General features: G+C 60.3%; 10 protein-coding genes and 1 tRNA gene. All 11 read left to right on the top strand.

Annotated features, from left to right (window positions below; genetic code table 11):
• Positions 1-288 precede the first annotated feature (288 nt).
• The 11 genes from Q0D41_RS03355 to Q0D41_RS03305 all read left to right on the top strand — a co-directional run bounded on the left by Q0D41_RS03355 (position 289) and on the right by Q0D41_RS03305 (position 16,522).
• Entirely contained in the window at positions 289-897 is a 609-nt protein-coding gene (locus Q0D41_RS03355; protein ID WP_294375145.1) for a hypothetical protein, read from the top strand.
• Between the two features lie 222 nt (positions 898-1,119).
• Positions 1,120-2,208, top strand: coding sequence for an isocitrate/isopropylmalate dehydrogenase family protein (locus tag Q0D41_RS03350; RefSeq protein WP_294375142.1), 1,089 nt, complete (start codon positions 1,120-1,122; stop codon positions 2,206-2,208).
• A 102-nt stretch (positions 2,209-2,310) separates the two neighbouring features.
• The gene (gene acnA / locus Q0D41_RS03345; protein WP_294375139.1) at positions 2,311-4,959 is read left to right on the top strand and encodes an aconitate hydratase AcnA; all 2,649 of its coding nucleotides are present in this window, start codon (positions 2,311-2,313) and stop codon (positions 4,957-4,959) included.
• A 154-nt stretch (positions 4,960-5,113) separates the two neighbouring features.
• Positions 5,114-7,075 carry a Tat pathway signal sequence gene (locus Q0D41_RS03340; protein ID WP_294375136.1) on the top strand — a complete coding sequence of 654 codons (1,962 nt, stop codon included), beginning with the start codon at positions 5,114-5,116 and terminating at the stop codon, positions 7,073-7,075.
• Between the two features lie 325 nt (positions 7,076-7,400).
• Positions 7,401-7,919, top strand: coding sequence for a 50S ribosomal protein L10 (gene rplJ, locus Q0D41_RS03335; protein WP_114616312.1), 519 nt, complete (start codon positions 7,401-7,403; stop codon positions 7,917-7,919).
• 88 nt (positions 7,920-8,007) lie between these two features.
• Complete coding sequence (gene rplL, locus Q0D41_RS03330) at positions 8,008-8,382, top strand: 50S ribosomal protein L7/L12 (protein ID WP_114616313.1); 375 nt, start codon at positions 8,008-8,010, stop codon at positions 8,380-8,382.
• A gap of 184 nt (positions 8,383-8,566) precedes the next feature.
• Complete coding sequence (gene ybaK / locus Q0D41_RS03325; RefSeq protein WP_294375126.1) at positions 8,567-9,055, top strand: Cys-tRNA(Pro) deacylase; 489 nt, start codon at positions 8,567-8,569, stop codon at positions 9,053-9,055.
• Between the two features lie 124 nt (positions 9,056-9,179).
• A tRNA-Glu gene (locus tag Q0D41_RS03320) sits at positions 9,180-9,254 on the top strand.
• A 62-nt stretch (positions 9,255-9,316) separates the two neighbouring features.
• Positions 9,317-11,989, top strand: coding sequence for a PD-(D/E)XK nuclease family protein (locus Q0D41_RS03315; RefSeq protein WP_294375123.1), 2,673 nt, complete (start codon positions 9,317-9,319; stop codon positions 11,987-11,989).
• A gap of 4 nt (positions 11,990-11,993) precedes the next feature.
• A complete protein-coding gene (locus tag Q0D41_RS03310; RefSeq protein ID WP_294375120.1) occupies positions 11,994-15,788 on the top strand; it encodes a UvrD-helicase domain-containing protein in 3,795 nt (1,264 codons plus the stop codon).
• The gene (locus Q0D41_RS03305) at positions 15,788-16,522 is read left to right on the top strand and encodes a very short patch repair endonuclease (RefSeq protein WP_294375117.1); all 735 of its coding nucleotides are present in this window, start codon (positions 15,788-15,790) and stop codon (positions 16,520-16,522) included. The genes Q0D41_RS03310 and Q0D41_RS03305 overlap by 1 nt, the downstream gene beginning before the upstream one ends.
• Positions 16,523-16,981 lie beyond the last annotated feature (459 nt).

Genomic DNA, 16,981 nt, shown 5'->3' with positions numbered 1-16,981 from the left:
ACCACGGATTCCCGAGGGGCCCGCCGGAGACGGCGGGCCCCTCTTTTTGTTTGCCCCTAGACGGAAAAGCGGACCCGTTGGGCGCGATTGTTCTTGGGCGCTGTGGCCGTCCGGCTTGCGCTCGCCCAGCCGCCTTCTTTAAACCGGTAAAACGCTGCGAGCATTTAACAGGTTTATGTTTCTTGTTGGGTGGTTTTTCGGGATACGTGAGTTGCGCTGTATCATATGAGCGTATTCATTCTGGCGTTATTGCGCCCATCTCATTACCAGGAAAGAGTTGATATCTCTATGGCCGATTCCTCTATCAAGGAACAGCGTGCCCTTTACGCTCAAGTTGCCCTCGAAACGCCTGAGGCGCTGAATGCCCTTATCGCTGATCTTGAGGGTTCCTCTCGTCGCAAGAGGCAAGCGGCCGCTTCGACGCTTTCGGTCGCCGCATCTATGAAGCCCGAGGCATTGGCCGAGTATTCGAATGTGTTTGTCGATGCGCTTACCCGTCCCGAAGCACAGACCCGTTGGGAGTGCCTCGATATTCTTACGAGCATAGTTGGCGTTGAGTCTCGTCTGTGCGACAAGGCAATCCCGGGTGCCGAGAGCGCGCTGTTTGATGAAGATTCAGGTCCGCTCCATTTGGCCGCTATGCGATTCCTGTGTCGCCTGGGCGCCACCACCGAAAACCGCAGCCAGAAGGTTTGGCCCCTTATCGACGAAGCCATCCAGTGCTATCACGGTGACGTCGAATTCCAGGAAATGCTTGTCGCTGTTATCGCGTTCTCCGAGGGCAAGCTTGCCGATGAGGTCGCCGAGGAACTGAAATCCCGCATGGCTTTCGATGCCAAAAGTGGTAGGGGCGTGCTGAAGAAGCGTGCCGCTCAAATTGTTGAGAACCTTTCGTAAATGCCAACGAGACATCCTTCGGGGTGTCTCGTTTGTTTTTGGAGCCCCTTCTTAAACGGCAGTCCAAAATGGTTTGCATGGCTCCCGCGTGCCGCTCATCGACGCCTCGGTGCAATTAATCGACGCGTAACAAAGGCATGGTATGATGGCGAGACTTGTGAAGCGTGAATTATGCGCCCGCCGTTGTTCTTGCGGCCGCGCGATAATGGAAAGGTGTTCATCGTGGCAAAGCACACTATTACGCTCATCCCAGGTGATGGCATCGGAATTGAGACCTCTGCCGCTATGCAACGCGTTGTTGAGGCGGCTGGCGCCGATATTGAATGGGAAGTTGCCGAAGCTGGCGCTGCTGTTATGGAAAAGACCGGTGGCTCTCCGCTGCCGGAATCGACTATCGAGGCCGTGAAGCGCAATAAAGTCGCCATCAAGGGCCCTATTACTACCCCCGTGGGCACGGGCTTCCGCAGCGTGAACGTGGCGCTTCGTAAATCGCTCGATTTGTATGTGAACCTTCGCCCTGTGCTCTCGATTCCTGGTGCGGGCGGGCGTTACGAGGATGTCGACCTCGTTATTGTTCGTGAGAACTCCGAAGACCTCTATGCCGGCATCGAATTCGAAGAGGGAACGCCCGAAGCGAAGCGCCTCATCGATTTTTGCGCTGCTGAAGTCGCGGGCGTGATTCGTCCCGATTCGGGCATTTCCATTAAGCCGATTTCGATTACCGGCTCCGACCGCATTGTTCGCTTCGCGTTCGATTATGCTGAAAAGCATGGCCGCGAAAAGGTGACCGCCGCGCACAAGGCGAACATCATGAAGTTTTCCGACGGTCTGTTCCTGAAAGAAGCGCGCAAGGTCGCGGCCGATTACGAAGGACGCATTGCGTTTGACGACCGCATCATCGACGCGTTCTGCATGAACCTGGTTACCGACCCCAGCCAGTTCGATGTCATCGTGTTCCCGAACTTGTATGGCGACATCGCGAGCGACTTGTGCGCCGGCCTTGTGGGTGGCCTGGGCATTGCTCCGGGTGCGAATATCGGCGACGATTACGCCGTGTTCGAGGCCGTTCACGGCAGCGCGCCCGATATTGCGGGCAAGAATATCTGCAATCCTACGGCGCAAATTCTTTCTGCGGCCATGATGCTCGATTACATTGGCGAGCCCGAGGTTGCCCAGAAGATTCGTGCCGCCATCGCCAAGGTGTATGCGGAAGGCGAGCATTTGACGGGCGACATTCGCAAGGTCACGGGCAGCTCGAAACCTGCGTGCTCGTGCACGGAATTCACCGACGCGCTCATTGCCGCGTTGTAGGTTAGTCCTTATGATGTGCGGGTCGTATTGCGGCTCGCGCATTTGCGTTCGAAGAGGCCGCGCATGCGCGGCAAAGTTGTTTGATGAATGGGTGTGTTGCTAATGAGCGTTCAGACGCAAACCTTGCACGTGGGGGATAACGATTTCGAGGTATGCGGCACGTCGCATGTCGAAGGGGTCGAAGCGCTGCCGCATTCGTTGCGTATTCTGCTCGAAAACGTGCTGCGCAATGTCGACGACGCCGATGCCCGTGAGCTCTATGCGAAGCGCATTGTCGACGCCGGCACGCAGGGCGTTCAGGGCGGCGAAATTGAATACATGCCCGCTCGCGTTCTGTTGCAAGATTTCACTGGCGTGCCGGTGTTCGTTGACTTGGCCGTGATGCGCGAAGCTGCGCGCGATTTGGGCGCCGATCCCGCGCGCATTAATCCGCAAATCCCGCTCGATTTGGTAATCGACCATTCGGTTATCGCCGATACGGCTTGCTGCGCCGATGCTCTTGAGAAGAACATGGATATGGAATTCAAGCGCAACGGCGAACGCTATCGCTTCTTGAAGTGGGCGCAGTCGTCGTTCCAGAACGTGCGCATCGTTCCTCCCGGATCGGGCATCTGCCACCAGATCAACGTCGAGCGTTTTGCGCGTGGCGTTATGACGAAGGCGACCGACGCCGGCGAGCTCGCCTACTTCGATACCGTTGTGGGTACCGACTCTCATACCACCACGGCAAATGGCATTGGCGTGCTTTCCTGGGGCGTGGGCGGCATCGAAGCTGAAGCTGCGGCGCTCGGCCAGCCCATTACGACGCTCGTGCCGCAGGTCGTGGGCGTTCATTTGACGGGCGAGCTGCGCGATGGCGTATCGGCCATGGACGCCGCGCTCACGTTCGCGCAGATGCTGCGCGCGAAAGGCGTGGTGGGCAAGTTCGTCGAATGCTTCGGCGATGGCGTTGCTACGCTTTCGGCGACGCAGCGCGCCTGCATCGCGAACATGACTCCCGAATACGGCTGCACGTGCACGCTGTTCCCGGTTGACGATCGCACGCTTGAATATCTGCTGCTTACGGGCCGCGATAAGGAACAGGTTGCGCTCGTCGAGGCTTATGCGAAGGCCCAGGGCATGTGGAACGATGGCGCATCGCGCGTGTACTCCGAGGTGCTCGAGCTGAATTTGAGCGAAGTTGAGTGCTCGCTCGCGGGCCCGAGCCGTCCGCATGACCGCTTTGCCCGCAGCGATGCCCGCTCGCGCTTCGATGCGATTTGCGCCGACCGCAACCTCGATATGGACAAGCGCGTTGCGGTGAATTTCATGGGCAGCGAATACGAATTGACTCATGGGGCTATCGCGATTGCTGCGGTCACGAGCTGCACGACCGCAACCGACCCCGCCATGATGCTCGCATGCGGCCTGGTTGCCAAGCATGCCTGCGAGCGCGGCCTGCTTGCCAAGCCTTGGGTGAAGCGCGTGATGGCTCCGGGTTCGCACGCGACCCAGCTTATGCTCGAGCGTGCCGGCCTGGCGCAGCCCCTCGCTGAGCTCGGCTTCGCGACATGCGGTTTCGGCTGCATGAGCTGCATTGGCAACTCTGGCCCTGTGTGGCCCGAGATGCACGAGGTCGCTGGCGACATTGAGCTGACGAGCGTGCTTTCCGGCAATCGTAACTTCGACGGACGCATTTCGCCCGACGTGTCGCAGAACTTCCTGTGCGCGCCGGCTTCGGTTGTCGCCTACGCTATGGCGGGCACCATGGACTTCGATTTCGAGACCCAGCCGCTTGGCACCGATGGCGATGGCAACGACGTGTTCCTGCGCGACATTTGGCCGAGTGATGCCGAAATCGCTGCGCTTATGGACGAATTCGTTACGGCGGAATTGTTCGATGCGGGTGCCGAAGGCCTATACAGCGGCACGCAGGCATGGCAGGAACTCGAGGCTCCCGAGGGCGACATTTTCGTGTGGGATGAAGACTCCACGTATGTGCGCCGCGCTCCGTATTTCGATGGCATGGGCAAGGCCGTCGAGGGCTTCGCGCCCATTTCTGGCGCGCGCGTGCTTGCGAATTTGGGCGACTTCATCACGACCGACCATATTTCGCCTGCTGGCAGCATCGCTTCCGATTCGCCCGCCGCGAAATATTTGGCCGAGCGTGGGGTCGACCCGGTTATGTTCAACACCTACGGTTCGCGTCGCGGCAACCACGAGGTTATGGCGCGTGGCGGCTTCGCGAACATTAAGCTGAAGAACCTGTTGGCGGAAGGCAAGTCGGGCGGATGGACGCGCGACTTCGAAACGGGCGAGATCACGTCGATTTTCGATGCGTCGCAAAGCTATGCTGCGGCGGGCGTGCCCTTGGTGGTGCTCGCGGGCAAGATGTATGGCAGCGGATCGTCGCGCGACTGGGCTGCGAAGGCGCCGTTGCTGTTGGGCGTGCGCGCCGTTATTGCCGAAAGCTTCGAGCGCATTCACCGTTCGAACCTGGTGGGCATGGGCATTTTGCCGCTGCAGTTCCACGAGGGCGAAAATGCCGAAACGTTGGGCCTCGATGGCACGGAAACCTTTGCCATTGAGCCGGTCGATTTCGGCGCCGGCGAGCCGAGCATGCCCAATCCGCGCGAAGTGAACGTTTCAGCTTCAAAACAGGACGGCGAAACGGTGAAGTTTCACGCTATAGTAAGGGTGGACACACCTACTGAAGGCGCATACATGGCTCATGGCGGAATTCTGCAATACGTGCTTCGCCAGCTTGCGTAGAACTTGACGTGGGGCTTCGCGCCTGATTCGTCCATGCAAGACTGCATTCAGGCGGCCGTGCCGGTTTTGGCGCGGCCGCTTTTTGTATGCAAAGGCGCGCGTTGATTTTTCGGGCGGAAAAGGGAAGGCCCGAATACGATGAGAAAGGCATTTCATGGCTGGCAACCAGAACCCGTTCGCCGCTATTTTCGGCGACGACCCATTTGGTGTAGGGGGCGGTTTTTCAGGCGGCGGCTCGCAGCAGAGCGCACCGCAGGTTGAATTCAACACCAATGAAGAGCTCAACAAAATGAAAGACAAATTCGCGACCATGGGCAAAAAGGCGATGATCGCCTGCGCCATTATCGCGGTTATCGTGCTTGCTGTGGCGTATTGGTGGTTCCATCCGCCCATCAACATCCACTCGATGGACACGTGGATGTTCATTGGCATTTTCATTTTGCTGCCGCTGTTCTTGTTCTTCCGCGCTCGCGCGCACGCGTGCAAGCACGGATCGGCGAAAGTGGGCGTCTCTAAGGCGAAGGCGAAAACGTTCGATACGCTTGCATGGATTCCCGTTGCCGTCGTCGCGCTTGTTGCGGTAGGCACGCTTCTGTCGCTGTCGTTCTTCCCGGGCAATGCTCAGAAGTACGCCAACATTCTGGTTCCTGCCGACGACGAGTTCACGCAGGACATCCAGGAGGTCAACTACGACGAAATCCCCGTTATCGACCGCGATTCGGCTATGCTTTTGGGCAATCGAACCATGGGCAGCATGTCCGACCTGGTAAGCCAGTTCGAGATTGCGCCTACCTATAGCCAGATCAACTACCAAAACCATCCGGTGCGCGTGAGCCCGCTTGGCTACGCCGACCTGTTCAAGTGGCTGCAGAATCGCGAGCAGGGCATTCCCGCATATGTCATTGTCGATATGACCTCGCAGGACGCCCAGGTCGTGCGCCTCGATAGCGAGCATGCGATCAAGTATTCCGAAAGCGAGCCTCTGGCGCGCAACATCGACCGCTATGTGCAGCTCAAGTACCCCTTCTATATGTTCGGTGAGAAGTCGTTCGAGATCGACGACGACGGCAACGCATGGTGGATTTGCCCGGTGCGCGACTTCACGATTGGCCTGTTCGGCGGCGAGACCGTGTCGCGCGCCGTGCTCGTGAATGCGTCGACGGGCGAGTGCCAAGATGTGGCGGTTGAAGATGTGCCCCAGTGGGTCGACCATGTGTACCCCGCGAATCTCATCATTCAGCAGTACAACTGGCATGGCAAGTACACCAATGGCTGGCTGAACAGCTGGCTTGGCCAGAACGGCGTGGTGCAAACCACTCCGGGCACCGATGGCAGCGCAGGCTATAACTACATCGCCAAAGACGATGACGTGTGGTTGTACACGGGCGTCACCTCCGCCACGGGCGACGAATCGATCGTCGGCTTCGTGCTGGTGAACCAGCGCACCGCCGAAGCGCACTTCTATTCGTGCGCGGGCGCTACGGAAAGCTCGGCCATGCAATCGGCCGAGGGCCAGGTGCAGAACCTGCGTTACGAGGCGACGTTCCCCATTCTTATTAATGTGAACAACACGCCGACGTACTTCATGGCGCTGAAGGACAACGCGGGCCTGGTGAAGAAGTACGCTATGGTGGACATCCAGAGCTACCAGAACGTTGCGGTTGGCGACACGGTGGCCGACACGCAGAAGTCGTACCTGTCGCTTATTGCGGCAAACGGAACGGCAGCGAATACGTCGTCGGTAAGCGATTCGGCGCTTGAGGCGACGGGCGTCATTAAGACGATCGCCACGGCGGTGATCGAGGGCAATTCGCACTTCTACGTGACGCTCGAGGGCGACAGCAAGATTTACGACTTCGCGTTGCCCGGCATGATCGAAATCGTTCAGTACGCGCAGGGCGATACGATTACTTTCAAGTATGTGGAAGGCGATCCCACGTGCTCGGCGCAGTCCATCGAAGCCGCGAAGGGCGTGAAGGCGAACTCGACCGATGCCGCTTCTTCGAGTGATGCCGCTAAGGCAAGCGATGAAGCCAAGGCGAGCGACGGTGCGGCAAAAGACGATGCCGGCTCTTCCGCGAGCAGTGATGCATCTGCTGAGCAGAAAACCGCCTAGCTCGATTGGGCGCTTCTCGATTTCGTGAAGCATTTCTGAAGATGGTCCGTTAGGGAAATTAATCCTTGACGGGCCATTTTCGTTTAGTAAAATATCATTTTGCGTGTTTAAGAGATGCGCAACTACACGTTAGTTCCGCTGCCCAAGACAGCTGGCACCGAAAGGTTCAATCGCATGTTCGCATGCGGCCCGCCGAGGTGGTTCTGAAGAGCGATTTGCTTTGACGGCCCCTGCTGTTTTGAGACGCGGGGGCCGTTTTTGTTTCTTCTGAAACGGCTCCACTCCACGGGGCGGAACCCGATTTTCAGAAGAAGGAGGTGTACTCATGCCCAACGTCAAAAATCAAGAGACTCTCGCCGTTATCAAGGAGGAGCTCAGCAACGCCGGCGCTGTCTGGGTCGTCGATTACTGCGGCCTGACCGTTAAGGAGGTTCAGGAGCTTCGTCGTTCCGTTCGCGAGGCTGGTGCCTCCATGAAGGTGTACAAGAACACCCTCGTGCACATCGCCCTCGAGGATGCCGAGCTGCCTACGCTCGACGACATGCTCAACGGCCCGAGCGCATTCGTGTTCGCTGGTGAGGACGTTGCTGCTGCCGCGAAGGCCGTCAAGAACTTCGCTAAGGGCAACGACAAGCTGGAGATCAAGGGTGGCTTGATGGAAGGCAAGGCTGTTACCGCCGCCGAGGTCGAGGCTATCGCTTCTCTGCCCTCTCGCGAGGAACTGCTCGCCCACATCGCTGCCGCTATCAACGGTGTTGCCAAGGCTCTCGCCGTTTGCGTCAATGGCGTGCCCCAGGGTCTGGCTCAGGTCACCAAGGCCGTCGCCGACCAGAAGGCTGCTTAATTGCAACCGCAGCGTAAAACGCGCTGCATAACATTCAACAATCCGGCCAGGCGCAAGGGCGCATGGCCCCTTTGAAAGGAAAGCTATCATGGCTGTTACTCGTGAAGAGATCATCGAGGCTCTGAAAGAAATGACCCTGCTCGAGGCTTCCGAGCTCGTTAAGGACATCGAGGAGACCTTCGGCGTTTCCGCCGCTGCTCCCGTCGCTGTTGCTGCTGCTCCTGCTGAGGGTGGCGCTGCTGCTGAGGAGAAGTCTGAGTTCGACGTTATCCTCGAGGGCTTCGGCGACAACAAGATCGCTGTCATCAAGGTTGTCCGTGAGATCACCGGTCTTGGCCTGAAAGAGGCCAAGGAGGTCGTCGAGGGTGCTCCCAAGGCTGTCGTCGAGGGCGTTGCCAAGGACAAGGCTGAGGAAGTCAAGGCTCAGCTCGAGGGTGCTGGCGCTGCCGTTACCCTGAAGTAATTGATGCTGACAATATGTCAGCTCGAACTTCTGAAGAGTCGGGATTCGTCCCGACTCTTTTTTGTAGTGCGCTTTGGGATGTGGCTCCGCTTCGGGCAGGTCCTGACTCGCGCGGAATCTTGCGTATCCACATCCCAAAGCGCACTACAAAAGAACGTTCTCTCGAGCAGGGAAGAAGGCCGTTATGTCGAAGCACGATAAGGCTCAGGATAAGACCAACGCCATGCGCATGTTCGATGCGGCCGGGTTGCCGCATGAGGTTTTGTTTTACGACGCCGAAGCTGCGGTTTCGGGCGTAGAAGTTGCTGCGGCTTTGGGTCAAGATCCCGACCAGGTATTCAAAACGCTTGTGACCGTTGGCAAGAGCGGCGAGCATTACGTGTTCATGGTTCCTGTCGAGGCGGAGCTGAACCTTAAGAAGGCGGCTGCGGCGGCGGGAGAGAAGAGCATTGCGATGATCAAGTCGCGCGAACTGCTCCCTTTGACGGGATATATTCATGGCGGATGCAGTCCTCTTGGCATGAAAAAGGTATTCCCCACGTTCATCGACGAGACTGCAATTCTGTTCGATACCATTATGTATTCAGGCGGCCGTCGTGGCTGCCAGATTTGCTCATCGCTTGATGACCTGCAGAAACTTGTGGATGTTAAGACCGTTGACATTACGGCTTAGCGCTTCGGCTTGTTTCAATCGCCATGTTTCGCGCGGCTCGGGGAAATTTTTTTAAAAAAGTTCTTGCATGAGCCGCTGGAGTTTGTAATAATATCCGAGCTGCCGCAAACGAAGCGGAAAGCACGTCCCCATAGTCTAGAGGTTAGGACGCGGCCCTTTCAAGGCTGAGACACGAGTTCGATTCTCGTTGGGGGCACCACAGAAATTTGAAAAGCCGCCTGTTCAGGGCGGCTTTTTTCGTATCAAGGCGCGGAGGAGTCCATGGAAAAAGTCGTGCTGTTCTCGAGTATGGATGCCGCGCTTGCCGCTCGCAAGCGCATGGCGCGTGCAGGCGACCCCGAAGCATTCGCGACAACATATTCCACGCCGCGCGCCTGGCTTGGCGAGCTGTGGGAAGCCTACGGCGACTCTCGCCGCATCGCTGCGCGTTCCGAGAGAAGCGTTGCGCTCTTTTCCGCCTTGGAGGCGCAGGGCGATGCATTGTGGGCGTCGCAGGGCACGTGGCGTCTTGTGATGCGTTTGATCGATGGCGGGTTAGGTACCGTGGAACTTGATGCTGCGCTTTCCGGGGCGGTTTCTGCCGAGGCGCTCCCGGTTGGCTGCGAGGCTCTTCTGAGCTGCGTGCGCGCGTATGAGGGCATTTTGTCGCGCGCGGGTCTCGTCGACGAGGGAAGGGCATGGCGCGTTCTTTCTGAGGAACAGGTTCTGTTGCCTGAATGCGAAGTCGTTCTGCAGGACGTTCGCCCCGCATGCGCGCTTACGGAATTCCTCGCGAGCCAAAACGCGACCGTTCGCGAGGAATCGGCATTTTCGGGTGAAATCGAGCGAGCTCCGGAGGGCATTGCAGTTCGATTCGCGTTTCCCTCGGGCCGATATGCCGAGCCCGCGTTGCTCGCCGAGTTCATTTCGAAGGTATCCGCCGGTGAGACCGTGGGCATTGCTTCCCGCATCCCGCGTGCGCTCTATGGGTCCATTGCGCCTGCGCTGTGTTCTTTAGGCATCTCTGTGGCGTGCCGGGCGAGCGTTCCGTTCGCTTCGACCGATTTCGGCCGCGCGTTTGGGTGCGTTGCCGCATTGTGCTCCGACGATTGCGTCGACGTGGCCGCCGCGTCCGATTTCGCGCTGAACCCGTTTTCGCGCATGGGCAAACGCGCCGCGTTCGACTTCGCGGCTGCCATTCGTGGCGATCGCCTTATTGATAAAGAAGCATGTCTTGCGTTGCTTCGCGAGGAAAGCCGTGCTTTTGAATACTTCGAAGACCTTGCCGAATCGCCCGAGGCTGCCACGATTGCCGGCGTGTTCGAAGATGCCGCTCGCTCAATTGGCGCGGGACGTGAGGCGTATACCAAAGAGCAGCTCTCGGCAATCGGAACGCTGCGCGATGCGTTTGGCGCTGCCTGCGCGATGGGCGCCGACCAAAGCGCGTGCGTGGCCGCGCTCGAATGCGCGAGTGTCAACGTTTCGCGCCAGGCCGGAGAGGGCAGCCCGCGCGTCGTGATTATGTCGCAGGCGCAGCTTGCCGCCTGCGAGCCAGGCTCGTTCGACCATGTGGTGCTCACCGACATGACAAGCGCCGCCTATCCGTTGAAGGAAACGCACGATATAGCGGTCGAGATACTTGACGCGCTGGGAATCGGCCGAGGCCCCGAGGCGCTTCTGCGTGCCCGCGAGGCATTCTCGGGTTGCGTGCGCGCAGCCAGCTCAAGCGTGCTCATCGAGCGCTGCTTGAACGACGAAAACGCCGCGCCTACCTATCCTGCCGCCGTGGTGCAGGAATTCGTCGACTGCTATCGATCCGACACCACCAACCCCGACGATATCGATAACCCGTTCTCGCTTCCCGAAGCGCTTCAGGCGGGCATGCTTCAGCGTGGTGAAGAGGCGCTTTATGAAAACGCGAGCGTGCGCGATGCGCGCCAGGAGGTATGCGCGCGCGTTGAGGCGCCGAATATGGGGCGCGTGTCGGAGCCGTATCGGGGCAAGCTCATGCTGCCGCGCCGCGGGAAGGGCGGCGTTGTGGTGAGCGAGCCGTGCTTTTCCGCATCGCAAATCGAAAGCTACTTGGAATGCCCCCAGAAGTGGTTCGCGCTGCGTCGCCTTCGCCTCGACGAACTCGACGAGACGTTCGGCGCAAAAGAGATGGGCGACTTCTCCCATAGCGTGCTCGAGGATTTCTACAGGCGCTTTCAGGAAAGCGTTGGGCCGAAGGTGGAGGAAGGCGCGCTGCCGGCTGCGCGTGAGCTTATGCGAAGCGTGCTCGAAGACCACGAAGCCGCGCAATATAGCATGAAGCCGATGAGCAACCGCCTTGTTGCCACAACTGAGTTCGAACGCCGCGAAGTTGACGACCTCAAGCGCAAGCTCCTCGATTTCCTTGAAATCGAGGCGCAGTTTCTGCCGGGCTTTCGCCCCGCGCATTTTGAGTACGACATTCCCGCGGCGAGCCCTGTTGCGTATGCGGGCCATTTGCTCATGGGTAAAATCGACCGCATCGATGTGGACGACCGGGGCCGCGCGATTATCGTTGATTACAAAAGCTCGCTTTCGCCCGAATACGATTTGTATGAAGGCGAAAAGCAAGGCGGCGCGATGCGCCACGGCAAGGTGCAGGCGCTCATTTACGCGCAGGCGATTCGCCGCCTGCTCGGGCTCGACGTGGTGGGCGCGATCTATGTTCGCTACGGGCGCACGCCTGCCGCTTCGGGCGCGCTCGACAGGAGCATTGAGCCGCTGCATGTTCCCGGTTTGAAGGCCGATCGCTGCGTGTACAAGGGCGAGTTCGGCCCCGTGTTCGGCGATTTGCTCGACGCGACCGAGGAGCGTGTCGCCAAGGCGCTCGACCAACTTTTGGCGGGCGTTGTGCCGGCCTCGCCTTCGAGCGATTCGGCGTGCTCTTTCTGCCCGGAAATCACCTGCCCGCAAAGGAGGGGGTAGCGCGATGGATTTTTCGACGTTCAAAGAAGGCCAGCTGCGTTGCGTGAAAACGCTCGATGCCCCTGTGGCGGTGTCGGCGGGCGCGGGCAGCGGCAAAACCTTCACGCTCACCCAGCGCATCGCGTGGGCATTGCTGCCTGGGTCGGGTGCCGACGGCGCGCCGTTTCTGGAAGACATCGACCAGGTTTTAGCCATCACATTTACCGACAAGGCCGCTGGAGAAATTAAATCGCGCGTGAAGGCGACGCTCGCCGCGGAGGGCATGGCGGCACAGGCGCTCAAGGTCGACGACGCGTGGATTTCGACCGTCCACGGCATGTGCTCGCGCATCTTGCGCATGCATGCCACGGAGCTGGGCGTCGACCCCGCGTTCTCGGTGCTCGACGAGGCGACGGCTGCCGACTTGTTCAACGCCGCGGTGGAAGAGGTGCTTGCGGGACAGAACGAATTCTGGTCGCCGGGCGGTCTTGATGCGCTGTTTTCGGAATACCCCGCGCGTTCGCATGGCGGTTTCGCCCAAACCTCCATCGAGGACATGATTCGCGAAATCGCCCGCGCGGCAATCGCGAGCCCGCGCGGCATGGAATGCGTGTGCCTTCCGCCGCAGCCGCGCCCTGCTGGAGCGATCGCCCGCGAGCTGCTCGAGCTTGCGACGGCCGCGCGCGATGCCGCGGCGCCTTCCGCCGGGAAGAAATCGGCCGACGCGTTCCTCGAGAAGGCCGACAAATTCCTCGAGAAGGCTAACGCGCTGCTCGCTTCGGGCGAGGTGTCGGGCGAAGCGCTTCTGGCACTTGCCGATGCGTGCCCGTTCCCTGCCGCGAATTTTGGCTCGAAAGACTACAAGGCCCTCGCGAAAGAGATGCAGCGCGAGGCGGCGCAGCTTGGCCAGGAGGCCCGCTTCGCGTTCGCCCAGCCGCTATTGAGCGACCTCGTTGGCTTGGCCGGCAAGGTCTATACGGCGTATAACTCGAAGAAACACGAGATGGCGGCGCTCGACAATGATGACCTGCTCATTTTGGCCGCGCGTGCGTTGAAGGAAAACGAGCGCGTTCGCGAGGCGTTTTCCGATAAATTCAAACTCATTATGGTCGACGAATTCCAAGACACCGACCAGCTGCAAATCGACATGGTGCGCACTATGGCGGGCGCGCGCGGCGAGCGTTTGTGCACGGTGGGCGATGCCCAGCAAAGCATCTATCGCTTCCGCGGCGCCGACGTTGTGGTGTACGACCGCCATGTGCAGCACGTGCGCGAAAACGACCCGAGCATGCCCATCGTGCTGCCCGACAACTTCCGCAGCCATGCCGACATTCTGAGCTTCGTCGATCGCATTTTTGAGCAGCGCGAGGTATTCGGCGAATCGTTCATGTCGCTTGCTCCGTCGCGCATCGAATCGAAGGTGAAGCACCCGTTCTTGGCTGGCCCTGGTCGCGTCGATGTGCTGTGCACCACGTACCCTGGCGCAAGCGGAATCGATAAATCTGACGTGGTGGCCCTTGAGGCGCGCCGAATTGCGGAACGCTTCGCCGAGCTGCGCGAAGCGGGCCACGCCGCGGGCGACATGGTGGTGCTGCTGGGCCGCATGACGAACGCCGACGCCTACGCCGCCGCGCTGCGTGAAGCTGGTTTCGCGTGCGTTATTGCGGGCGGTTCTATTTTTTCACGCGCGCCCGAGGTGCGCGTCGTGCAGCGACTTGCCGAGGTCATCGCCAATCCCAAGGCGACGGCGTCGCTTTTCGAATTGCTTGCGAGCGACATGTTCGAGCTTTCGGCCGACGACTTCGTCGCTCTGTCTACGTGCTTCGATGAGGCCGCGGGCATCAATCGCCGCCGCGGCCTCGATATCGGTTTCAGGCAGCTTGCCGAGGGCGATATGTCGAATGTCTCGCCGCAGCTTGCCTGCGCGGTGCGCGTGATCAATGCGCTCTCTGAGCAAGCGGGCGTGCAGCCCACGTCGCGCATTATGATGAATGCCGTGCGCGACTCGGGCTGGCTCACGCGCCTTGAACGCAAAGAAGCCGAGGGCCTCTCGGTTGCCGGCAACGTGTTCAAGGCCATTCGCCTGGTCGAGGGCTTCGAGGCGCAGGGAGCGCGCGGCCCCGCCGATTGCGCGTCGCGTTTGGCGGCGCATATCGAGCGGGCCAAGGAGGCTCCGGGCGCGCTTTCCGCCGAGGGCGGCGACTTCGTGCGCATTATGACGGTGCATGCGAGCAAGGGCTTGGAATTTCCCATTGTGGCCGTGGCCGAAATGGCGACGGGCGCAGGGCGTTCGAGCGCGTTCGCGCTGCAGACCATCGACGGCGTCTCTTATGTGTCGCTCGCGCCGCAGCGTTCGGTCGCTTCGGCGGCTTCGACGTCGCTTCTGAAGAAGTGCGCCTCGAAGGACTATGCGGCGCTGCTCGATTACGAAGGCGAAATCGATGCTGCGTTTGTGGCCAATGCGTCGAGTGCTGTTTTGCGCCGCGAGGCCATGGCCGAATACGAAAGTGCGCAGGAGCTGCAGGAACGCCGGCGCTTGTTGTACGTCGCCCTTACGCGCGCGAAGGAAGCCCTGGTGGTTGCCATGACGACCAAGCGCGATAAGGAAGGCGGCTCGGGCGCTTCGTCGGGCGTGTATGGCGATATCGCCCACGCGCTGTTTGGCGAGGAAGGCGATATCCCCGAAAAGGAATGCGCGGTGCCGTTCGGCGGAAGCGCGCCTGCCCGTGTTTCGCGCTACGACGTGCACGAAGGCGAATTCGACGCGCCGCAGGCCGAAGGTAACGCGGAAGCGCCCAGCGACGGCGCGTCGTGCGAGGCTTCGGACGCTGGCGAGGATGGGCCTGTTTGCACGGGCGATTGCTCGGCTCGGTCGGGCGTCGCATGCGTTTCCGCTTCGAACAGCGCCGAGATTCGCGAGGCGAACGATGCTTCGTGCGACCAGATAGTTGGCACGGCTCACGACGCATGCGTTTCGCGCTCGCTTGTCGACGTGTTCGAGCCCATGACCGCTTCCGAATTGGACGAGGTTGCGTATAAGCCCGCCCGCGATAATGTGACGAGCTATTCTGCCCTTGCGCAGGCGCATTCGACTCATGCTGCGACCGCCAGCGATGCGGCGGCGGGCGAGGCCGTGGCCGAGATAAGCGACGACGATGCGTTTTGGGAAGAGCTTGGTGCCCGTTTGCTCGCCGACGCCGACAAGGCGACCGACGTGGGATCGGCGTTCCACGTGCTTGCCCAGCGTGCGGCTCGACGCGCGGTTGCGAGAGGCGAAGAAGGTCGCCCCGCTGCAATCGAGATGCCTTCGCGCGAGGCGATCGATGCTGCCGTGCGCCGAATGGGGTGCGCCCCCGCCACCGTTGACCGCGTGCAGCGCGCGCTCGAGCGTTGGTGCGAAAGCAGCGTTGCCTCGAACATGGCGAGCCATCGCATGCTGCGCGCCGAACTGCCGTTCTTCGTGGCGTTCCCTGTGGCCGAGCCAGGTGGGGAATGCGCCTATCTGGAAGGCTCTATGGACCTGTTCGCGTGCGACGAGATGGGTGCGGGCGACGCGTATATCGTGGACTACAAAACGGGCGGATCGCCCAAGGAGCATGCGGACGATTTGGTCGAAAAGCATCGTTTTCAGGCGGAATGCAACGCTTACGCCGCACTCGAGCACGGTTTTAGCCGCGTGCGGGCGACGTTCGTGCGCGTGGAGGCGCCCGCAGAAGACGGCTCGCCTCAAACGGTGAATTACCTGTACGAGCGAAGCGACATGCCGCAGCTGCTCCAGGGCATTCAAAGCGCGTGGGCCGCATTGCGAGAAGGCGACTAATGGCCGACGACAGCAGAAAGACGGCGGCTGCGCGTGGCAGGCAGCCCGCGTCGCGCGCCAAGAAATCCGCCTCGTCGAACGAGTCGTCGCAGATCGCGGGCCAGCGCGCACGGCGATTCGGCGCTTACGCGAGCGCGCCGCGCACGAGGGCCCAGGCGAAACGCATCGCCGCGGGCCTTTCCGTGGGTGCGCATCGCGTAAAGAAAGCGAGTCGCGAGGGCTTGTGGTACGTGTCGGTGGCGCGCGACAACCGCCCGCTTACGCGCGAGAGCTGCCGCGAGGTGCGCTGCGTGCTTGCGGCGCTTCCGGAAAAGCGTCCGTATGTGAGCGCCGCCACCCATGCGAGCATGCAAGGCAATAAAAGCAAAGATACCAAGCCCGAGCTGCTTGTGCGTGAGCGTTTGCGCGAGGCGGGGCTTGGTGGCTATCGTCTGCAATGGAGGGCGCCCGGCCGTCCCGACGTGGCGTGGCCAGGCAAGAAGGTGTGCCTGCTCATCAATGGCTGCTTCTGGCACCGGTGCCCGAAGTGCAACCCTCCCGCGCCGAAGAAGAACCTCGAATACTGGGTGCCGAAATTCCAGCGCAACGTGGAACGCGACCAGCGAAACCTCGCTTTGCTGCAAGAGCAGGGGTGGCGCGTGCACGTGATTTGGGAGTGCGAGCTGAAAAAGAAGACCATCGATGCGACGTTTGAGTCGCTTATTCCCGTTCTTCGTGAGGAATTGGATAAGTAAGGAAAGCGGCCCGTGCGGACGTGCGGTTCCGCTTCGGTCAAGTCCTGGCTCGCACGGAAGCCACATTAAGTGGCTTCCGGCTCGTGCGGAATCTATCGGAACCGCACGTCCGCCCGAGCCGCTTGCCGAATGCTTTGATTTCGATTGAGTCCTGGTTCGCAGTTGCCGCCTCGGCTTTGCCGAGCGGCAATGCGCCCGCTTTGGCGCAGAAGTGTGGAATTGAAATGCCCGCTGGGCATTTCAACGTGCGGAATCTAGCGAAACCGCATGCCCAGCCCGTCGGGCATCTCGAGGATGAAGTTGGAACACTGCCCCTTGCTGAATGATGGTCGCTCTTTCGTTTGGGAAGGAATGCGGGCGTGTCGGGCGTGCGATTCCGATAGATTCCGCACGAGCAGAAGGCGCCAGTGGCGCCTTCGTCGCGAGCAGGACTTGACCGAAGCGGAAGCGCATGCCCGA

This window comes from uncultured Slackia sp. (assembly GCF_934630525.1).
Classification (GTDB): Bacteria; Actinomycetota; Coriobacteriia; order Coriobacteriales; family Eggerthellaceae; genus Slackia.
This window is presented reverse-complemented; position numbering and strand designations above follow the sequence as displayed.

Bases quoted from the DNA above. Each gene is read 5' to 3' on its own strand.
- Q0D41_RS03315 (WP_294375123.1), top strand. From the start codon at position 9,317: ATGGAAAAAGTCGTGCTGTTCTCGAGTATGGATGCCGCGCTTGCCGCT.
- Q0D41_RS03310 (WP_294375120.1), top strand. From the start codon at position 11,994: ATGGATTTTTCGACGTTCAAAGAAGGCCAGCTGCGTTGCGTGAAAACG.
- acnA (WP_294375139.1), top strand. From the start codon at position 2,311: ATGAGCGTTCAGACGCAAACCTTGCACGTGGGGGATAACGATTTCGAG.
- Q0D41_RS03305 (WP_294375117.1), top strand. From the start codon at position 15,788: ATGGCCGACGACAGCAGAAAGACGGCGGCTGCGCGTGGCAGGCAGCCC.
- Q0D41_RS03340 (WP_294375136.1), top strand. From the start codon at position 5,114: ATGGCTGGCAACCAGAACCCGTTCGCCGCTATTTTCGGCGACGACCCA.
- rplL (WP_114616313.1), top strand. From the start codon at position 8,008: ATGGCTGTTACTCGTGAAGAGATCATCGAGGCTCTGAAAGAAATGACC.
- Q0D41_RS03355 (WP_294375145.1), top strand. From the start codon at position 289: ATGGCCGATTCCTCTATCAAGGAACAGCGTGCCCTTTACGCTCAAGTT.
- ybaK (WP_294375126.1), top strand. From the start codon at position 8,567: ATGTCGAAGCACGATAAGGCTCAGGATAAGACCAACGCCATGCGCATG.
- rplJ (WP_114616312.1), top strand. From the start codon at position 7,401: ATGCCCAACGTCAAAAATCAAGAGACTCTCGCCGTTATCAAGGAGGAG.